At 66.4% G+C, this 18,681-nt stretch carries 18 protein-coding genes and 1 tRNA gene; 13 read left to right on the top strand and 6 right to left on the bottom strand.

From position 1 onward, the window contains the following. Positions 1–26 precede the first annotated feature (26 nt). From murB to ACWIKC_RS03550, 13 genes are all read left to right on the top strand, one after another. Positions 27–905 carry a UDP-N-acetylmuramate dehydrogenase gene (gene murB, locus ACWIKC_RS03490; RefSeq protein ID WP_454599432.1) on the top strand — a complete coding sequence of 293 codons (879 nt, stop codon included), beginning with the start codon at positions 27–29 and terminating at the stop codon, positions 903–905. Further along, positions 902–1,909, top strand: a complete 1,008-nt coding sequence (locus ACWIKC_RS03495; RefSeq protein ID WP_454598742.1) for a D-alanine--D-alanine ligase — start codon at positions 902–904, stop codon at positions 1,907–1,909. The genes murB and ACWIKC_RS03495 overlap by 4 nt, the downstream gene beginning before the upstream one ends. Continuing rightward, on the top strand, positions 1,902–2,804 hold the full coding sequence (locus ACWIKC_RS03500) for a cell division protein FtsQ/DivIB (RefSeq protein ID WP_454598743.1): 903 nt from the start codon (positions 1,902–1,904) through the stop codon (positions 2,802–2,804). Before ACWIKC_RS03495 ends, ACWIKC_RS03500 begins: the two co-directional genes overlap by 8 nt. Beyond that, the gene (ftsA, locus tag ACWIKC_RS03505) at positions 2,804–4,084 is read left to right on the top strand and encodes a cell division protein FtsA (protein ID WP_454598744.1); all 1,281 of its coding nucleotides are present in this window, start codon (positions 2,804–2,806) and stop codon (positions 4,082–4,084) included. The genes ACWIKC_RS03500 and ftsA overlap by 1 nt, the downstream gene beginning before the upstream one ends. A 133-nt stretch (positions 4,085–4,217) precedes the next feature. Then, entirely contained in the window at positions 4,218–6,026 is a 1,809-nt protein-coding gene (ftsZ, locus tag ACWIKC_RS03510) for a cell division protein FtsZ (protein ID WP_454598745.1), read from the top strand. A gap of 109 nt (positions 6,027–6,135) precedes the next feature. Continuing rightward, positions 6,136–7,911 carry a tetratricopeptide repeat protein gene (locus ACWIKC_RS03515; protein ID WP_454598746.1) on the top strand — a complete coding sequence of 592 codons (1,776 nt, stop codon included), beginning with the start codon at positions 6,136–6,138 and terminating at the stop codon, positions 7,909–7,911. 183 nt (positions 7,912–8,094) lie between these two features. Continuing rightward, positions 8,095–8,544, top strand: a complete 450-nt coding sequence (locus tag ACWIKC_RS03520) for a YbjN domain-containing protein (RefSeq protein WP_454599433.1) — start codon at positions 8,095–8,097, stop codon at positions 8,542–8,544. Positions 8,545–8,693: 149 nt separating this feature from the next. After that, positions 8,694–9,443, top strand: coding sequence for a Bax inhibitor-1/YccA family protein (locus ACWIKC_RS03525; RefSeq protein WP_454598747.1), 750 nt, complete (start codon positions 8,694–8,696; stop codon positions 9,441–9,443). 183 nt (positions 9,444–9,626) lie between these two features. Continuing rightward, complete coding sequence (locus ACWIKC_RS03530) at positions 9,627–10,613, top strand: hypothetical protein (RefSeq protein WP_454598748.1); 987 nt, start codon at positions 9,627–9,629, stop codon at positions 10,611–10,613. A gap of 106 nt (positions 10,614–10,719) precedes the next feature. Further along, positions 10,720–10,795 (top strand) — tRNA-Ala (locus ACWIKC_RS03535). A 142-nt stretch (positions 10,796–10,937) separates the two neighbouring features. Further along, positions 10,938–11,999: a GTPase ObgE gene (gene obgE, locus ACWIKC_RS03540; protein WP_454598749.1), complete on the top strand. Its 1,062-nt coding sequence runs from the start codon at positions 10,938–10,940 to the stop codon at positions 11,997–11,999. A 25-nt stretch (positions 12,000–12,024) separates the two neighbouring features. Beyond that, positions 12,025–13,143 carry a glutamate 5-kinase gene (gene proB, locus ACWIKC_RS03545; RefSeq protein WP_454598750.1) on the top strand — a complete coding sequence of 373 codons (1,119 nt, stop codon included), beginning with the start codon at positions 12,025–12,027 and terminating at the stop codon, positions 13,141–13,143. Beyond that, the gene (locus ACWIKC_RS03550; RefSeq protein WP_454598751.1) at positions 13,140–14,051 is read left to right on the top strand and encodes an NAD-dependent epimerase/dehydratase family protein; all 912 of its coding nucleotides are present in this window, start codon (positions 13,140–13,142) and stop codon (positions 14,049–14,051) included. Before proB ends, ACWIKC_RS03550 begins: the two co-directional genes overlap by 4 nt. Positions 14,052–14,054: 3 nt before the next feature. Here ACWIKC_RS03550 and ACWIKC_RS03555 read toward each other — a convergent pair whose 3' ends face one another. Genes ACWIKC_RS03555 through cobA form a run of 6 tightly spaced genes read right to left on the bottom strand, consistent with a single transcriptional unit; the run spans position 14,055 to position 18,590 of the window. Then, positions 14,055–14,633 carry a hypothetical protein gene (locus ACWIKC_RS03555; protein WP_454598752.1) on the bottom strand — a complete coding sequence of 193 codons (579 nt, stop codon included), beginning with the start codon at positions 14,631–14,633 and terminating at the stop codon, positions 14,055–14,057. A gap of 44 nt (positions 14,634–14,677) precedes the next feature. Continuing rightward, positions 14,678–15,436 (bottom strand): phosphoadenylyl-sulfate reductase, encoded by a 759-nt coding sequence (locus ACWIKC_RS03560; RefSeq protein ID WP_454598753.1) that lies wholly within the window; start codon positions 15,434–15,436, stop codon positions 14,678–14,680. Continuing rightward, positions 15,433–15,897 (bottom strand): DUF934 domain-containing protein, encoded by a 465-nt coding sequence (locus ACWIKC_RS03565; RefSeq protein WP_454598754.1) that lies wholly within the window; start codon positions 15,895–15,897, stop codon positions 15,433–15,435. The genes ACWIKC_RS03560 and ACWIKC_RS03565 overlap by 4 nt, the downstream gene beginning before the upstream one ends. Next, complete coding sequence (locus tag ACWIKC_RS03570; RefSeq protein WP_454598755.1) at positions 15,890–17,539, bottom strand: nitrite/sulfite reductase; 1,650 nt, start codon at positions 17,537–17,539, stop codon at positions 15,890–15,892. The genes ACWIKC_RS03565 and ACWIKC_RS03570 overlap by 8 nt, the downstream gene beginning before the upstream one ends. Next, on the bottom strand, positions 17,539–17,835 hold the full coding sequence (locus tag ACWIKC_RS03575; RefSeq protein WP_454598756.1) for a DUF2849 domain-containing protein: 297 nt from the start codon (positions 17,833–17,835) through the stop codon (positions 17,539–17,541). The genes ACWIKC_RS03570 and ACWIKC_RS03575 overlap by 1 nt, the downstream gene beginning before the upstream one ends. After that, positions 17,832–18,590: a uroporphyrinogen-III C-methyltransferase gene (cobA, locus tag ACWIKC_RS03580; protein ID WP_454598757.1), complete on the bottom strand. Its 759-nt coding sequence runs from the start codon at positions 18,588–18,590 to the stop codon at positions 17,832–17,834. The genes ACWIKC_RS03575 and cobA overlap by 4 nt, the downstream gene beginning before the upstream one ends. Positions 18,591–18,681 lie beyond the last annotated feature (91 nt).

The raw sequence follows: 18,681 nt of genomic DNA on the forward strand, positions 1-18,681 counted from the left end.
AGGGCGGTGTCGCTGCGCCGGTCTCGATGGACGGGCTGCGTGGAAAACTGACGCAGGACGCACCGCTGGCCAAGCTGGTCTGGTTCAAGGCCGGGGGCAGCGCCGACTGGCTGTTCGAGCCCGAGGATGCCGACGAGCTTCGCACCTTCCTCGAGCGGCTCGAGGGCAGCCTGCCGGTGATGGCGCTGGGGCTGGGCTCCAATCTCATCGTCCGCGATGGCGGTGTCCCCGGCGTGGTGGTCAAACTGGGCAAGCCCTTCGCGAAGGTCGAAGTGCAGGACGATCACGTGCTCGCCTGCGGCGCGGGCGCGCATGGTATCCTCGTTGCCAGCACCGCGCGCGATGCCGGCGTGGCCGGGCTGGAGTTCCTGCGCGGGATCCCCGGCACGGTCGGCGGTTTCGTGCGGATGAACGGCGGCGCCTATGGGCGCGAGGTCGGCGATGTGCTGATAGATTGCGATGTCGTGATGCCCGATGGCCAGTGCCACAACCTGCCCGCGGCCGACCTGCAATATTCCTACCGACATTCGGTCCTGCCCGCGGGCGCGGTGGTGGTCGGTGCCCGCTTCCAGGGCGAAGCGGGCGATCCCGAAACCATCGGCGCCGAGATGGACCGGATCGCGCAGGCGCGCGAGGAGTCGCAACCCGTCCGCACCAAGACCGGCGGCTCGACCTTCAAGAACCCGCCCGGACATAAAGCCTGGCAATTGGTCGACGCGGCGGGGTGCCGTGGCCTCACCATGGGCGGCGCGCAGGTGAGCGAGAAGCACACCAATTTCCTCATCAACACCGGCGATGCGACCAGCGCCGACATCGAAGGGCTGGGCGAGGAAGTGAAGCGCCGCGTCTACGAACATTGCGGAGTGGAACTCGAGTGGGAAATCCAGCGGGTGGGCCGGCCATGATTCTCGACCGCAAACTCCACGTCGCCGTGCTGATGGGCGGCTGGGCCAATGAGCGCGAGGTCTCGCTGATGTCGGGCGAGGGCGTCGCCAAGGCGCTCGAGGAACGCGGCCACCGCGTCACCCGCATCGACATGGATCGCGATGTGGCGGCGCGCATCCGCGAGGCCGCGCCCGATGTGGTGTTCAACGCCCTCCACGGCGTCCCCGGCGAGGATGGCACGGTGCAGGGCATGCTCGATCTGATGGGCGTTGCCTACACCCATTCGGGCCTCGCCACATCGGTGGTCGCGATCGACAAGCAGCTGACCAAGCAGGTGCTCGGCAGCCAGGGCATTCCCTTCCCCGGCGGCCGGATCGTCACCACCGAGGAAATCTATCGGCAGGACCCCTTGCCGCGCCCCTATGTGCTCAAACCCGTCAACGAAGGCTCCTCGGTTGGCGTGGCGATCGTCACCGACGAGGCGAATTACGGCAATCCGATCGATCCTTCTGCCGCGGGCCCCTGGCAGCAGTTCGACCGCCTGCTCGCCGAACCCTTCATCCGGGGCCGCGAGATGACCACTGCGGTCATCGACACGCCCGAGGGTCCGCGCGCGCTGATGGTGACCGAACTGGTGCCCAAATCGGGGTTTTACGATTTCGCCGCCAAATACACCGAGGGCATGACCGAGCACGTCTGCCCCGCGCAAATCCCCGAGCCGATCGCCGAACTGTGTCGCGAATACGCGCTCAAGGCGCATGTCCTGCTGGGCTGCGAAGGCACCAGCCGCACCGATTTCCGCTGGGACGACGAATTGGGCGAGGACGGATTGTTCGTGCTCGAAACCAACACCCAGCCGGGCATGACCCCGCTCAGCCTGGTGCCCGAACAGGCGCGGCATGCGGGGATCGAATATGGCGAGCTGGTCGAGATGATCATCGCCGCGGCCCTGCGCAAAGATGCGGGCAAACATGCGGACAAGCAAGCGCGTGAACAGGCGCAAAAGGCGGCCCGCGATGGCTAAGGTCACCCGCTCGGCAACCGGTGTGCGGCGTTCGGCCGCCACCCGCAATCGCCAGCAGAAGACCCGCGCGGCGAGGAAACGCACCGTCACGCTGTTCGACCGCGTGATGGCGCTGTTGCCTTTCACCGACGAGCAGTTGCACAAGATATTCCTGTTCCTGATCATATCTGCGGCGCTGGCGGCGGCGTGGCTGGTCGCGAGCCTCGCCGGCGTCCCGCAAATGGCGCAGGCGCGGATGGCGGTCGCGGCTTCGGATGCCGGCTTCGAGGTGCGCAAGGTCAAGGTGACCGGGGTCGAGCGGATGAACGAGCTCAAGGTCTACGAACGCGCGCTGGCCGAGCGCGACCGGCCGATGCCGCTGGTCGATCTGCAGGCGGTGCGCGCGCGGCTGCTCGACCTGTCCTGGGTGCAGGATGCGCGCGTTTCGCGGCAGCTGCCCGACACGCTGATCGTCGACATCGTCGAGCGCCAGGAACACGCGGTGCTGAAGAAGCCGGGCCGGCTGATGCTGGTCGATGCGCAGGGGCACGAGCTCGAGCCGATCTCCGAGGCCAATGCCAAGGACAAGCTGCTGATCGGCGGCCCGGGCGCGCAAACGCAGGTCGCCGCGCTCGACGATCTGCTCAACGCCGCGCCGGCATTGAAATCGAAAGTGGCCGAGGCCGAATGGGTCGGCAACCGCCGCTGGAACCTGACCTTCAAGACCGGCCAGGTGCTGGCGCTGCCCGAGGAGAAGGCGCCCGCCGCGCTGGTGCGCTTCGCTACGCTAGACGGGCGCCATCGCCTGCTCGGCGGGCGCGCCACCGCGATCGATATGCGCGTAGCCGACCAGGCCTATTTTCGCTGCAGCGACGGGCCGTGCAATCTCGGCCAGCTGGTCAAGACCGACAACTGATGGCCGGCCCGCGCATCATCCGCGCCTTTGCCGCGGTCAATATCGGTTCTTTCCGCGTTTCGGCCATGATCATGGGCGAGGACGAGAACGGCGCGATGGTGGTGCTGGGTTCCAGCCACCGCAAGAGCGAAGGCGTCAAGCGCGGCTATGTCACCGAAATGCGCGCCGCCAGCCATTCGATCCGCCAGGCGGTCGAGAAGGCCGAGCAGAACGCGGGTACCAATGTCTCCAGCGTCTGGATCGGCTGCGCCGGGGCGGGGCTCTACAGCCGCATCGCCAGCGTCGAGATCGCGATCGGCGGGCGGCGGATCGAGGACGACGATATCGAGCACCTGCTCTATGCCGCGCGCGATCACATCCAGCCCGACGGGCGGATGGTGCTCCACGCGCAACCCGCGCATTACACGCTCGACGGCGCGCATGGTATCGCCAACCCGCAGGGGTTGCACGCCGAGGCGCTGGGGGTCGATATCCACGTCACGCTCGCCGAAGGCGCGCCGGTCAAGAATCTGATCGAAGCGGTGCAGATGGCGCATCTCGAGGTCGAGGCGGTGGTGGCGAGCCCGCTGGCCAGCGCCTATGCCTGCCTCAGCCCCGAGGAACGCGATCTGGGCGTGGCGCTGATCGAGATCGGCGCCGAAGTGACCAATGTTTCGGTCCATGCTGCGGGGATGCTGCTGGGATTGAGCTCGATCCCGATCGGCTCGAACGACATCACCGATGCGCTGGCTTCCAGCTTCGGGATCCGCCGCAGTCAGGCCGAGCGGCTCAAATGCGTCTCGGGCTCGGCGATGAGCAGCCCGACCGACCATCGCGAGATGATCCCGGTCAACGCTCCCGGCGAAGGCCCCGAGGGGCGGCTGGCGCGCGGTGCCGACGAGCACAACCGCATCCCGCGCGCCGAACTGGTGGCGGTGGTGACCGAGCGGCTCTCCAACCTCACCGGCGAGATTCACAAGGCGCTCAAGACGATGGGCTTCACCGGCGCGCGTAGCGGGCAGGTGGTGCTGACCGGCGGCGGCGCCGAACTGCATGGCATCGCCGAGTTCATGCAGGCGGCGCTTGGCCGCCCGGTCCGGATCGGCAAACCGCCCCGCTTGCAGGGCCTGCCCGAGGCGCATGCCACCCCCGGTTTCGCGACGCTGGCCGGGCTATGCCTCTATGCCGCGGACGACCCGGTCGACATCCGTTCGGTCGGCCCGAGCTACCAGCCAACCAAGCGTTATCGCGGCATGGGTCTGGTCAATCGCGTGTTCCAGGCGGTCCGCGAGTATTTCTGAGCCTGCCGTAGCGGCGATCGACACCGCGCGACCCTTGTGGAAAAGCCCATTAATACTTTGCATGGTCGAATCAAACTGTGCCAAACTGTAACGAACCATTCTCAAATATCTGATTTCCCCGGAGCCAACCCTGATGAGCATCAATATCGGACCCGCATCTTCCGACGATCTGCGCCCGCGGATCACCGTAGTCGGTGTCGGCGGGGCGGGCGGCAACGCGATCGCCAACATGATGCAGGCCCAGATCGAGGGCGTCGACTTCATCGTCGCCAACACCGATGCCCAAGCGCTCAGCACCGCTACCGCTGAGAAGCGTATCCAGCTCGGGCCGGACATCACCGGCGGGCTCGGCGCCGGCGCGCGACCCGAAGTGGGCAAGGCCGCCGCCGAGGAAACCGTCGAAGAGATCGAACACGCGCTCGAGGGCGTGAACATGTGCTTCATCGCTGCGGGCATGGGCGGCGGCACCGGAACCGGCGCCGCGCCGGTCATCGCCGAAGCTGCGCGCAAGAAGGGCGTGCTCACCATCGGCGTGGTCACCAAGCCGTTCCTGTTCGAGGGCACGCGCCGGATGCGCGCCGCCGAGGCGGGGATCGAGGAGCTGCAGAAGCACGTCGACACGCTGATCGTCATTCCCAACCAGAACCTGTTCCTGGTCGCCAAGGCAGACACCACCTTCAAGCAGGCCTTCGAGCTCGCCGACGAAGTGCTGCAGCAGGGCGTCCGCTCGATCACCGATCTCATGGTCATGCCCGGCCTCATCAACCTCGACTTCGCCGACGTGCGTTCGGTGATGAGCGAGATGGGCAAGGCGATGATGGGCACCGGCGAGGGCGAGGGCGAGAACCGCGCGCTCGAAGCCGCGGAACGCGCCATTGCCAACCCGCTGCTCGACGGCGTCTCGATGGCCGGCGCCAAGGGCGTCATCATCTCGATCATCGGCGGCGAGGACATGAAGCTGCTCGAGGTCGACGAGGCGGCGAACCACATTCGCGAACTGGTCGACGAGGATGCCAACATCATCTGGGGTTCGGCGTTCAATCCCGATCTCGACGGCAAGATTCGCGTCTCGGTGGTGGCCACCGGGATCGACCAGCACGCCCAGACCTCGGCGCCCGCGCGCTCCGAAACCCGGCCCTTCTCGATGGGCGAATCGCGCCCGCCGCAGCGCCCCGCGCTCGACCTCCCGCGCCGCGCCGAGGAAAGCGAACCCTTCGAACTCAGCGAAGGTCTCTCGGCTGAGCCCGAGAGCTTCGACGACAGCGCTGCAAACACCTCGAACGAGCCGGACTATGGCGATGACGAGCCGATGGAATTGACCGAAGCCGAATATGCCGGCGCGGATGATTCCAGTGACGATTACAACGCAGGCGCAAAGAGCGCCGGAGGCGGTATGAGCTTCGGAGTGTCCTATCCCGATGCGGATGAGGACGATGTCGAGGATGTCGACGACATCGTCGATCCGCTGGCCGGCCTGCGCAACGACAGCGACGATGAATTCGACGACTTCGACGATGTCGAACCCGACACTTCTATCCCTAAGTCGTCGGTCGAAAACAGTGCGCAAACGTCTTCCCCGCAGGGCAGCCGGGACGACCGCCGCCCCGCTGGCGAGCGTTCGGATGCCTTCGCGACGGGCGCATCACAGGACGAGCTCGAACTCGACGCGGACCAGATGGAACCGATCGACAGCCCGCTGGCCTCCAAGCCGACGCGGCGGCGCATGCCGGGCTCGGGCGATGCTGCACCGGCCCCCACACCGGCCGCACGCAACGGCGCTCCTGCCGCCGCCGGCGCCGCCTCGGGCAGCACGCTGTTCGAACGCATGGCCAACCTCTCGCGCGGCTCCAGCCCGCGCGCGCAGGAAGAGGACGACGAGGACGATGATGGTGGTTCGGCGCTCAACATCCCGCGCTTCCTCGGTCGCCAGAACAACCAGTAAGGCGCGCTGACCGCTGGGGGGCAGCACACGGTCTCGATCCCAAACCGGTCGGCGACCCAACAGGGCATCATCGCGCCGCGCCAGACGCGGCAACGACGGAGCGCAATTCTTGCAATCGCTTGCCCGACTTTACCTGAACCTGTCCCTGAGCGGGCTGGCACTCGCCAGCCTGCCGTACGCCGCTGCGGCGCAGAACGAGATTGTCCAGCCGCTGCCCCCGCCCGAGGCCGAGGACCTGAACGAGGCGCTGCGGCGCCTTTCGCGCAGCCCGTCCGATCTCGATGCCCTGCTCGAAGCCGGAGAAGCCTCGATCGTGCTGGGCGACAGCGATGCGGCGATGGGGTTTTTCGTGCGCGCGCAGGATATCTCGCCCGGAAACGCGCGTATGAGAGCCGGTCTGGGCCGCGTCTTTCTCGCCGAGGGCCGGGCCATCGAGGCGCTGCGCTTCTTCGCCGAGGCCGAGACCGCGGGCTATCCGTTGGTCGAGATGGCAGCGGATCGCGGGCTCGCCTTCGATCTGGTCGGAGACAACCTCAGGGCGCAGGAGCTCTATCGCCTAGCGCTAGCCCGCAACGACGATCCCGCGACCGGCCGCCGCCTGGCGCTGAGCTTGGCAATCTCGGGAGAGAGGGCGGAGTTCGAGCGGGTCTTGCTGCCGCAGCTGAAAGACGAGGACCGCGCCGGGTTCCGGACACGCGCCTTCGGCCTCGCGATTCTGGGCGACGAGCGCGAGGCGATCTCCATCGCCGAGGCGCTGATGCCGACCGATCTGGCGCTGCGGATGACCCCCTATCTGCGCTATATGGCGCGGCTGACCAAGGCGCAGCAGGCTGCAGCGGCCAATCTCGGCACCTTCCCGCGCGCCAGCGACATCGGGCGCGATATGCCCGCGATCGCGGGCTATTCGGAACAGGGCGCCGCGATCAGTCGGCGTGCGGATGCGTCGTTGACACCGAGCGGACCGGTGATGGGATCGAACCGTCCGCCGCAGCCCGCCGCCGGTCCCGTGGCCACGCCTCCTCAACCGTCCAGGGCGGAACGGCGCCAGGCCGAACGCAGCGAGCGCCAGGCGCTTGCGGGGCTCGATCCGATGGAGCGCGCTCGAGCCAGATCACCCCGCTCGACGCCCACACACACACCCACACCCACACCCACAGCCACGCCTCCACCGGCTTCCGAGCCCGTATCCGTGCCGGAGACGGTCCCCGCACCGGTCACCGCACCAGAGCCCGTTCCGACCCCGGCACCGGTTCCGACTCCGACGCAAGCGCCGACCCAGTTGGCAGTCGCTTTGCCGACCGAAGCGTCGCAACCGAACCAATCGGATGCTCCGGTCCAGGGTCCGGTGGCCGAGCCTGTCGGGCGTATCGAACCCTTCGATCTGGCGCAGACAGCGACCGCGGCATCGGCGCCGATACCCCAACCGGTGGCAGCGCCCGATCGGGGGCCGCTGCCGACCGGGAGTCTCGAAGACGTCTTCGCCGAGTTCGAGGCAATCCCGGCAGCGCCTCCCCGAGCCACGCTGGGCGCGGTGGATGTCACCGCGATCAAGCCGCCCCGCGAGCGGGCCGCTCCGCCGCCTGCGCCCGAACGCGCGGCGCCGCCCCCGCCAGTGCATCCGGCGCGCCATTGGGTGCAGGTCGCCACGGGTCGCGATCGCGATGCTCTCAAATTCGACTGGCGGCGCATTTCGCGCAACGCGAAATCCCTGCTCGACGGCAAGGGGCCCTTCGTCACGCCCTGGGTCGAGGCCAATCGCCTGCTGGCGGGGCCCTATCCCACTGCCGGCGATGCGCGCGAAATAGTCACCCAGCTCAAGGCGATGGGGATCGACGCCTTCACCTTTGCCAGCCCCCGCGGTCAGGAGATCGAGACGCTCGACTGACGGGACAAGCACCCTTCTGCACAGCGTTTGCACAGGCGAGGCCGGTTCTCCCCAGCACCGACGTCCCGCCCGATTGCCAAGCATCGTGGGCTTCCGGCATTTACCATCCATGATCTGGATGGGACGCAATCGGTGAGAGCGGTGGAAACCTACGATGGTGACGAGGATTGCGCACCGATCGAGATGCTTACCGCACTGTTCGAGGCACGCGGCTGGCCCTGCGAATCGACTCCCGACGAGTTGAGCGGCGAGATTCAGGGCAGTTGGGCGACGTATCAGGTCAAGGGAATCTGGCGCGCGGAAGACAATGTGCTGCAAGTGCTGTGCCTGCCCGATGTCCGCGTCGCGAAGGAACATCGCACGGCGGCGAACGAACTTGCCACGCTGGTCAACGAACAGCTCTGGCTGGGCCATTTCGACATCTGGTCCAATGGCGGCGTGCTGCTCTATCGCAACGGGACGCTGCTGGCCGACAACGGCATGCTCAGCCTCGCGCAGGCGCAGGCGTTGATCGAGATCGCGGTGGACGAATGCGATCGCTTTTACCCTGCGTTCCAGTTCGTGCTGTGGGGCGGCAAGAGCCCGCGCGACGCGCTGGAGGCGGCCATGGTGGATGCCGCGGGCGAAGCCTGACTGCGCCGGGGTGGTCGACGAAAAAGGGTTAATGCGCTTCGGCTCGAACCCTTTCGGTTTTCCTTGAAAAACCCCGCCACAACGCCGATATTGTCGACATGGAGCGGGGCGCATCGTGCGCAAATGTCCGCACAGAGGAGTTGATTTGGATGGCCGATTGGAACGACACTGAACAGCGACGGACGGGCTTCAGCTCGGTCCCGCGCGCTGGCGACGCCGTTGCCCGGCGCGAAACCTTCGACGCGGGTCTGCGCTCGCATATGCTGTCGATCTACAATTATATGGCATCGGGCGTGCTGCTGACCGGCATTGTCGCGATGCTGACCGCACGTTCGGGCTTTGCCTATACCCTGGCGCAGGGCGGACTGCTGTTCTGGGTGGTCGCTCTGGCACCGCTCGGCTTCGTCTTCGCGATGAGCTTCGGTGCGAACAAGTTCTCGCGTGGCACGCTCCAGGCGATGTTCTGGGGTTTCGCGATCACGATGGGTCTCTCGCTTAGCTCGCTCCTGCTGGTCTATACCGGCGAGAGCATCGCGGCGACCTTCTTCGCCACTGCGGGCGCCTTCGCGGGTCTCAGCCTGTTCGGCTACACCACCAAGAAGGATTTGTCGGGCTTCGGCACCTTCCTGATTATGGGTGTGGTCGGTCTGATCATCGCGTCGGTGATCAACATCTTTCTGCAGTCGAGCATGCTCGAGCTGGCCGTCAGCTTCCTCGGCGTTCTGATCTTCGCCGGTCTGACCGCCTATGATACGCAGCGCCTCAAGCGCGAGTACGAGCATCTGCGCGGGACCGAGTTTGCCGGCAAGGCCATCATCCTGGGTGCGCTGAGCCTGTATCTCGACTTCATCAATATGTTCCTGTTCCTGCTGCGCTTCATGGGCGTCAACCGCGAGTAAACGTACTCGCTCCGTCGCAGGACGGACTCAGCCTATCGTGCCCGGGATGCAATTTGCGTCCCGGGCATTTTCATATCTGGCCGGGGCGGTTAAGACCCGTCGCTTAAGCCTGCATCAATCCGAGCGAATGTAGCCACCGAGAGATCAAGCATGCCAGAAATGCATCAGGGAGGGTCGCAGCTCATGCGCCGCGCACGAATAGTTCACATCCGACTGGCCGCCGTTGCCGCCGCGCTGGCCACTCTCGCTGCCTGCGCCACGCCGCCCCCTCCGCCGCCCCCTCCGCCCCCGCCGCCTCCGCCGCCGGTCGAAGTGATCCCGCCGCGGCCACTGCCGCCGGGCAGCGCCACTTCGGTGATGACAATCCCGATGGTCGGCGTCGATGGCGTCCGCCAGACGGTCAACACCGGCCTGTCGACGGCGCAGATCGTCTGGAACCTGCGTTCGGCGCTCAACGTCGCGGCGCTCAATTGCATGACCAGCGAGCACGGCGGTCTGCTCGCGAATTACTCTACTTTCCTGGATCGCTACGCCAGCAAGCTGTCGGCCACCAACCGGGCACTCACCAGCGAATTCCGGGCCGAGTATGGACCCGGCTATCGCGATGTGCAGGATTCCTACATGACGCGGGTCTACAATTACTTCGCGCTGCCGCCGGCGCAGGACCGCTTCTGCGACACCGCGCTGGTGGTCAGTGCCGAGGCGCTGGCGCCAGAGATAACCGATCTCGATCTCTTCGCCGCGCAAGCGCTGCCGCGGATCGAACGCGAGTTCGAGACCTTCTTCCGCGCCTATGAGCAATATCGCACCGATCTCGCTGCATGGGACGCGCGCTATGGCCCGCCCGCGCCCGAGGTGCGGACGACCTTCTACGGCAATCCCGCTATCACCACGAACGGCGCGACATCGGTAAGCTCGATGCCGGCGAGCCAGTCGCCGGGCGGGAGCACCCCGGAGCAGGGGCAGGGGCAGGGCGTGATCTTCGTGCCCGGCGCCGCCGTCCAGCAGCCGACCGCGATCGAGACCACCGCGGTTCCCGCATCCGATGCCGTGCCGCCGCCCGCACCGCTGCCGACGCAGGGGCCGATCATCCTCCCCGAGGAAACCCTGCAGTCGCCAGGATCGGATTACGGTCCGCAGCAGGACGGCGCAACCGCGGCCAGCGAGTAGTTCTCCCGCGTTTAAGGCTTTGCAGCGGCGCGCGCATTCGCTAAGGCGCGCGCTCGCTCTCGTCCAGACGCCCCCCGTCCAGACGTTGGAGCGATCGACCTGGAACGGGGCCGTAGCTCAGTTGGGAGAGCGCGTCGTTCGCAATGACGAGGTCAGCGGTTCGATTCCGCTCGGCTCCACCAGGTCCTTGATTTCATCCGGAAACACAGTCGTTTTCGTCCCGCACAAGCTGCGGCGCCCGCATTGTCTTCGGTTTGCCGGCGTTCGCTCGCCCTTGCGGACCTTCGGGGTCCGTTCTAGCGCTGCCACAGAGGCAAAACGACGATGCATTTTCTCGACCAGGCCAAGATCTATCTCAAATCGGGCGGCGGCGGCCCCGGCGGGGTCAGCTTTCGCCGTGAAAAATACGTCGAATACGGCGGACCCGACGGCGGCAATGGCGGCAAGGGCGGCGATATCATCTTCGAGGCGGTCCAGGGCCTCAACACGCTGATCGACTTTCGCTATTCGCAGCACTTCAAAGCCGCGCGCGGCACCCATGGCATGGGCAAAGATCGCACCGGCGCGGGCGCCGACGACCTGGTGATCCCGGTCCCGGTGGGCACGCAGATCCTGTCCGAGGACAAGGAAGAGGTCCTCGCCGACTTCACCGAAGTGGGCCAGCGGATCGTCTTCCTCGAAGGCGGGATCGGCGGTCGCGGCAACGCCAGCTACAAGACCTCGACCAACCGCGCCCCGCGCCAGCACCAGCCGGGCATCCCCGGGCAGGAAATGTGGGTCTGGCTGCGGCTCAAACTGCTTGCCGATGTCGGCATGCTGGGTCTGCCCAATGCGGGTAAATCCACCTTCATCAACCAGGTGTCCAACGCCAAGGCCAAGGTCGGCCATTACGCCTTCACCACGCTGGTGCCCAAGCTGGGCGTCGTGCGCCACCGCGCGCGCGAATTCGTGGTTGCCGATATTCCGGGGCTGATCGAGGGTGCGGCCGAGGGCGCGGGCATCGGCGATCGCTTCCTCGGCCATATCGAACGCTGCCGGGTGCTGATCCATCTGGTCGACATCTCGGGCGACGATCCGGCCGAGGCGATGCGGACGGTGCAGGCCGAGCTCGAGGCCTATGGTGCCGGGCTTGCCGACAAGCCGCAGCTGATCGCGCTCAACAAGGTCGATCTCGCCGATGACGAGCTGGCCGAGGGCTTCGCCGCCGAATTGCGCGAAGCGGGCGCAGAACGGGTGTTCAGCATTTCCGGCGCGACCGGAGCGGGGATCGAAGCGCTGCTCGATGAAGTGTTGACCTATCTGCCCGATCGCACCTCGACCGAGACCAAGGCCGCAGAGGTCGAGGATACCGAGGCTGCCGACCATATCATCTGGTCGCCGATCTGACGGCTTTGCGATAAGTTCGCCGCCGATGGAGATCACCGCCCTATCGGACTTGCGCCGCGCGCGGCGGCTGGTCGTCAAGATCGGCTCTGCATTGCTGATCGAGGACGGCCAACCCCGCGCCGAATGGCTGGGATCGCTGGTCTGCGAACTGGCGGCGTTGCGAGAGCACACCGAAATCATCGTCGTCAGCTCGGGCGCGATCGCGCTGGGGGCGGCGCGGCTCGGACTGGCGAAGGGCGGGCGCGGGAGCCTTGCCGATGCGCAGGCCGCCGCTTCGGTCGGACAGGTCGAACTGGCGCGGCTGTGGTCCGAGGCGCTCGACCGCCACGGCATCATCGCCGCGCAATTGCTGGTGACTTTGGGCGATCTGGAAGATCGTCGCCGCTATCTGAATGCTTCGGCCACGCTCGCCCGGCTGATCGAGGAAGGCGCGGTCCCGGTCATCAACGAGAACGACAGCGTCGCGACCGAGGAAATCCGCTTCGGCGACAACGACCGGCTGGCAGCGCGGGTGGCGCAGGCCGCGCGCGCGGATGCGGTGGTGCTGCTTTCCGATGTCGACGGGCTTTACGACCGTCATCCGCGCGAGGTGGGCGCGGTGCTGATCGAGCGGGTCGATGGGGTAACGCCCGAGATCGTGGCGATGGCTTCGGAGGTTTCGGGCTCCGGTCTTGGGCGCGGCGGGATGGTGGCCAAGATCGAGGCGGCGCGGATCGCGGAGCGCGCCGGGATCGCGCTGGCCATCGTCAACGGCACCCTTGATGCACCGCTGGAGAAGGCGTTTGAGGCGGGGCGCGGCACGCTGTTCCTCCCCCAGCGCGACGAAGGTGCGCGCAAGGCCTGGCTAGGCGGGCGGTTGGCGATCGCGGGGGTGCTCAGCGTCGACCAAGGCTGCGTTGCGGCATTGGGCGAGGGCGCGAGCCTGCTGGCGGCGGGATTGGCGGATGTCGAGGGCGAGTTTGCGCGCGGCGATCTGGTCGCGATCCATGGGCCCAAGGGCGAAAGGCTCGGCCAGGGGCTGGTCGAGTACGCCAGCCACGAATGCCGCGCGATTATGGGCCTGCGCGAGGCCGAGCAGGCGGAACGGCTCGGCTATGCGCCGCGCGCCGCAGTGGTTCACCGCGACCACATGGTGCGGACATGACTCTCGCGATTACCGGAGCGACAGGTTTCGTAGGGCAGGCGCTGCTCGATGCGGCGGCGCGGGCGGGTACGCCGGTTCGCGCGCTGACCCGGCGGCCGCAGGAACCGCGCGAAGGCGTCGAATGGGTCGCAGGCGGGCTGTCGGACCGGGCTGCGCTCGCCGAACTGGTCAAGGGCGCGGCGGCGGTGATCCATGTCGCGGGCCTTACCAACACCCCCGACCCGCGAGAGTTCGAGAAGGCCAATGTCGCGGGCACGGTTGCGCTGCTTGAGGCCGCGCGTGAGGCCGGGACAGGGCGGTTCGTCTTCGTTTCCTCGCTCTCGGCGCGCGAACCCGCGCTGTCGACCTATGGCGCCTCCAAGGCGCGAGCCGAGGAGTACGTCCAAGCCAGCGGGTTCGACTGGACGATCGTCCGCCCGCCCGCGGTTTATGGCCCCCGTGACAGCGACATGTTCGAGCTGTTCCGCGCCGCGAAGTTCGGTGTGGTGCCGATGCCGCCGCGGGGTCGTACCTCGTTGATTCATGTCGATGATTTGGCCGAATGCCTGTTGGCTTTGGTTCCGGGGGGCGCAGGTGTCACTGGCGCCTGCCTCGAGCCCGATGACGGGCGCGATGGCGGCTATGAGCATGGCGAGCTGGCGCAGGCGATTGGTCGCGCGGTCGGGCGGCGCCGCGTGTTCGCACCGCATTTGCCCGCCGGGGCGCTGGGATTGGCCGCCCGCGCAGACCGTTTGCTGCGCGGTGACAAGGCCAGGCTGACGCCCGACCGCGTCGGTTATATGTGCCATCCCGACTGGATCGCGCGTTCCGATTGCGCCGTACCGAGTGCTATTTGGCAGCCGCGGATCGGCGGCGAGGAGGGCCTGGCGGCGACGGCGAAGTGGTATCGCGCTGCGGGTTGGCTTTAGCTGCTATTGCGTCAGCTGGGCGCTGCATGGCGACCCGTAGGCCTCGCGGTAAGGCCGGTCCCAGCAGCGCTCGAACCCCACCAGGACATTGAGATTGGGCGGCCAATTCATCCTGACGAGGGTCCCGTCCGGCCGCATGAAACTGTTGTCTTCCGGCTCGGGGACGGTTTGCAGCTGTTCTATGGAACGCTGCAATTGGTCGCGATCACGCGTCAGAAACGCGATCGTGCCCGAGACATAGTGGTTCCATCCGAAATCCGTGTCGGCTTCTGGCGGCTTATAGGTCAGTTTGAACAGTGCGATGGCGGCTTCGGTTTGCCCGGCAACCGCGCGCATCTGACCTTCGTGCCAATAGAGGATCGAGTTGTGATCGCGCTTTTGGTGTCGCCATTCGCGGATCAGCTCGGCCGTAGCCAGCTCGCAACCGACTTCTTTCGCGAGCACCCGCCATCCGCCATCAAGGTCCTGATCGAAGGCGTTTCGATCGAGGGCTAGCATTGCTTCCAGATCGTAGGAACATTCCGACGCAGGCGGAGCGGGTTCGGCAGGCTGTGCAGCCGCCAGCAAAAGGGAAATGAACATTGCGCCAGGCTAGTGTCGCACCGCGCTAACTCAAGCGAAACCGATCAGAGGAAGGGTTCTTCGCCCGGCTTGTGGATGCCGCATTCGGTCTTGTCCCAGCCGGCCCAGCGTCCCGCACGCGGATCGTCTCCTTCGGCGACCGGGCGGGTGCAGGGCGAGCAGCCGATCGAGGGATAGCCGCGCTCGACCAGTGGGTGGCGCGGCAGCTCGTGCTCAGCGAACCAGTCGGCGATCCGCTCGGCATCCCAGTCGATCAGCGGATTGATCTTGAGCCGCCCCTGGGCGTCGGAAGTGTCGATCTCGAACCGCGGCAATTGGGCGCGGGTCGAGGACTGGAACGCCTTGCGCCCGGTGAAGGTGGCATCGTAGCCCGCGAGCGCCTTGGCCAGCGGCCGGACCTTGCGAATTTCGCAGCAGCCATCGGGATCGAACGACCAGCGCAGGCCGTTTTCGTCCTTGGTCTCGAGCTCGCTCAGTTCGGGATAGAGATTGACCAGATTGGTCAGCCCCAGCCGCTCGACCAGCGCATCGCGATAGGCGAGCGTTTCGGGGAAATGCTTGCCGGTTTCGAGGAACAGCACGGGGATCCCCGGGTCGATCTGCGAGAGCAGATGCAGCAGCACCGCGCTTTCGGCGCCGAAGCTGGAGACCGTCGCCAGATCGCCGACCAGCCCGTCCTCAATCACCGCGCGCAGCATCTCCTGCGTGTCGCTGCCGCGGAACATGCGGTTGAGGCGGATCGCGTCGTGCTCCGAGAAGCGCGGCCGCGTGTCGAGCCGGTCGATGGAACGCAGCTCGTTCATGCGTGGCGCTTGGTCCAGATCGGGGTGCGATCGTCGGCAGCGGATTGGTAGACATCGGGCCAGCGCGCCAGCGCCGCCTCGACATCGCCCGCATCGAGCGGAGCGTCGGGATCGAAGGAATCGAAACCGCAGCGGCGCATATAGGCGAGCTGGTCCACCAGTACGTCGCCCACGGCGCGCAATTCGCCCTCGTAGCCTGCCTCGCGCAGGATCCGGGCCGAGGAATAGCCGCGCCCGTCGCCAAAGGCGGGGAAGTTGACCTCGACCAGCTTTACGCGGTTCAGATGCGGGATCAGCTCGCGGGCCTCGTCGCCGGGTTCGATCCGCACCGCAAGCGCATCGGCCTGTTCGACGAAGGCATCGACGGTCACCGCCGCGTGGTCGGCGATCTCGTCGCTGCGGTAGCGGAGCAGGCCGCTGTTGTGGCCCTGACCGTCGTTAGGGGTTGCCGGATCAGCCATAGAGCGCCTCCTTGAACGGGGTCATGCCGATGCGGCGATAGGTGTCGAGGAAGCGCTCGCCCTCGGTGCGTTCGCGCAGATAGACATCAGCGGCCGTCTCGACCGCATCGACGATGCCGTCCTCGTCGAAACCGGGGCCGGTGATCTTGGCGAGCGCGGTGTCTTCCGCCTCGCTCCCGCCGAGCGAGAGCTGGTAGTTCTCGACGCCTTTGCGATCGACCCCGAGGATGCCGATATGGCCCGCGTGGTGATGGCCGCAGGCGTTGATGCAACCCGAGATTTTGAGCTTCAGTTCGCCAAGTGCCTCGCCCTTGCCGCTGGCCTCGAAGCGTTCGGAAATCTTCTGCGCCACCGGGATCGAGCGCGCGTTGGCGAGGCTGCAATAGTCGAGCCCAGGGCAGGCGATGATGTCGCCGATCTGGTCGAGATTGGGGGTCGAGAGCCCCGCTCCGTCGAGCGCCCGCCAGACCGCGGGCAAATCGGACTGGTGGACATGCGGCAGGACGATGTTCTGCGTGTGCATCACCCGCAGTTCGTCGAAGCCGTAGCGTTCGGCGAGATCGGCCATCAGCCGCATCTGCTCGGCGGTGGCGTCGCCAGGAATGCCGCCGACCGGCTTGAGACTGATCACCGCAGAGACGTAGCCTGGTGCCTTGTGCGGATTGGTGTTGCGCTGCACCCAGCGCTGGAAGGCGGGTTCTGACGAGGTCTCGTCCGGCTCATTGGAAGCCGAAGCCTCGTCGGCTGCGCGGAATTCGGGATCGGCGAAGAATGTGCGGATCCGCTCCAGTTCGGCGAAAGGCGGTTCCACGCCCTGGTCGAGCATATGCGCGTATTCCGCCTCGACCTGGCGGGTGTATTCCTCCGCGCCCAGTTCGTGGACGAGGATCTTGATCCGCGCCTTGTACTTGTTGTCGCGGCGGCCGTGGCGGTTGTAGACCCTGAGGCAGGCCTCGGCATAGGTGATCAACCGGTCGAGCGGCACGAATTCGTTGATGCATGGCGCGATCATCGGGGTACGGCCCATGCCGCCGCCCACGTAGAAGGACGCGCCCAGTTCGCCGTCCCGCTCGACGATGCGGATGCCGATATCGTGCAATTTCATCGCCGCGCGATCGGTCTTGGACGCGATCACCGCGATCTTGAACTTGCGCGGAAGATAGGCGAATTCCGGGTGGAAGCTCGACCATTGCCGCAACAGTTCGGCATAGGGGCGCGGGTCGACCAGTTCGTCCGCCGCAGCGCCAGCGAAATGGTCCGAGCTGATGTTGCGGATGCAATTGCCGCTGGTCTGGATGGCGTGCATCTCGACGCTGGCGAGATCGGCGAGGATATCGCCCGCATCCTCCAGCTTGATCCAATTGTACTGGATGTTCTGCCTGGTGGTGAAATGGCCGTAACCGCGGTCGTATTTCTCCGCGATATCGGCGAGCGCGCGCATCTGGTCGCCGCTGAGCGTGCCATAGGGCACCGCGACGCGCAGCATATAGGCGTGGAGCTGGAGATAGAGCCCGTTCATCAGCCGCAGCGGCTTGAACTGGTCTTCGGTCAGCTTGCCTTCGAGGCGGCGGCGGCACTGGTCGCGGAATTCCTCGACCCGGGCGTCGACCATCGCCTGGTCGTATGTGTCGTAGCGGTACATCAGATCACCCAATTGCCGATATCGGGATCGGCGGGTTTGAGAGAGAGGTCGAGCCGCACGGTCGGGCCGAGCGCGCGCACCCGGTCCTTGATATGCGCGGGGCGGGGGCTGCCATCCTCGAGTTCGGCATCGATAACGTAAGGCACATTGACCCGGCGGGCAGCTTCTTCGCGGCGGGCGATCTCGTCTTCTTTGCCGGTGACGTCGACGGCATCCTCGACATGGAGCGACCAGTCGCTGCCGGTCCACCAGGTGACCGCTCCGGTTTTGAGATCGTTGCCGGTCATAATTCTCATTGCGCGGTTTCCTGTGCAAGCATGGCCAGTGTCGCATCCTCGCGCGCGGTCACTTCGCCGATGACGATCAGCGCCGGGCTGACGACGTGCTCGCGCTCGACCAGATCGGGCAGCGCAGCGAGCGGGCCGCGCAGCACGCGCATGGCGGAGCGGGTGGCGTTTTCGATCACGGCGATCGGCATGTCGGGCGCGAGGCCGTCGGCCATCAGCTTCTCGGCGATCTGCGGCGCTGTCTTGACGCCCATATAGATCACCAGCGTCCGGCCCTTGCCAGCGAGCCCGACCCAATCCTGTTCGGCGAGCCCTTTGCACTGGCCGGCGACGAAGCTGACCGCGCTCGAGGCGTCGCGATGGGTGAGCGCGATCTGCGCGGCCGCAGCTGCGCCATTGGCGGCGCTGATCCCGGGGACAATCTCGACCGCGACACCGGCAGCGCGCGCGGCTTCGGCTTCCTCGCCGCCACGCCCGAACACCAGCGGATCGCCGCCCTTGAGGCGTACGACCATTCGGCCGGCACGCGCTTCGCGCACCAGCAGCGCGTTAATGTCATCCTGCGCCATGCTGTGGTGGGAGCGGCGCTTGGCGACCGAGATAAGTGTCGCATCGCGGCGGGCGAAATCGAGAATGTCGCGGGAGACCAGACCATCGTGGACGATCACATCGGCGCACGCGATCAGCCGCGCGGCGCGCAGCGTCAGCAGGTCGGGATCGCCGGGCCCGGCGCCCACGAGATGGATGATGCCTGTTCCTCGCATGCATGGAAAATGCCTTCGGGTTGGCGTCGGCGCCAATCAGAATGCATGTGCCGCTGCACAGTTCTGCTTTTGAAATGTGGGCTAGCTGCCC

Source organism: Qipengyuania sp. SM2507 (assembly GCF_053714505.1).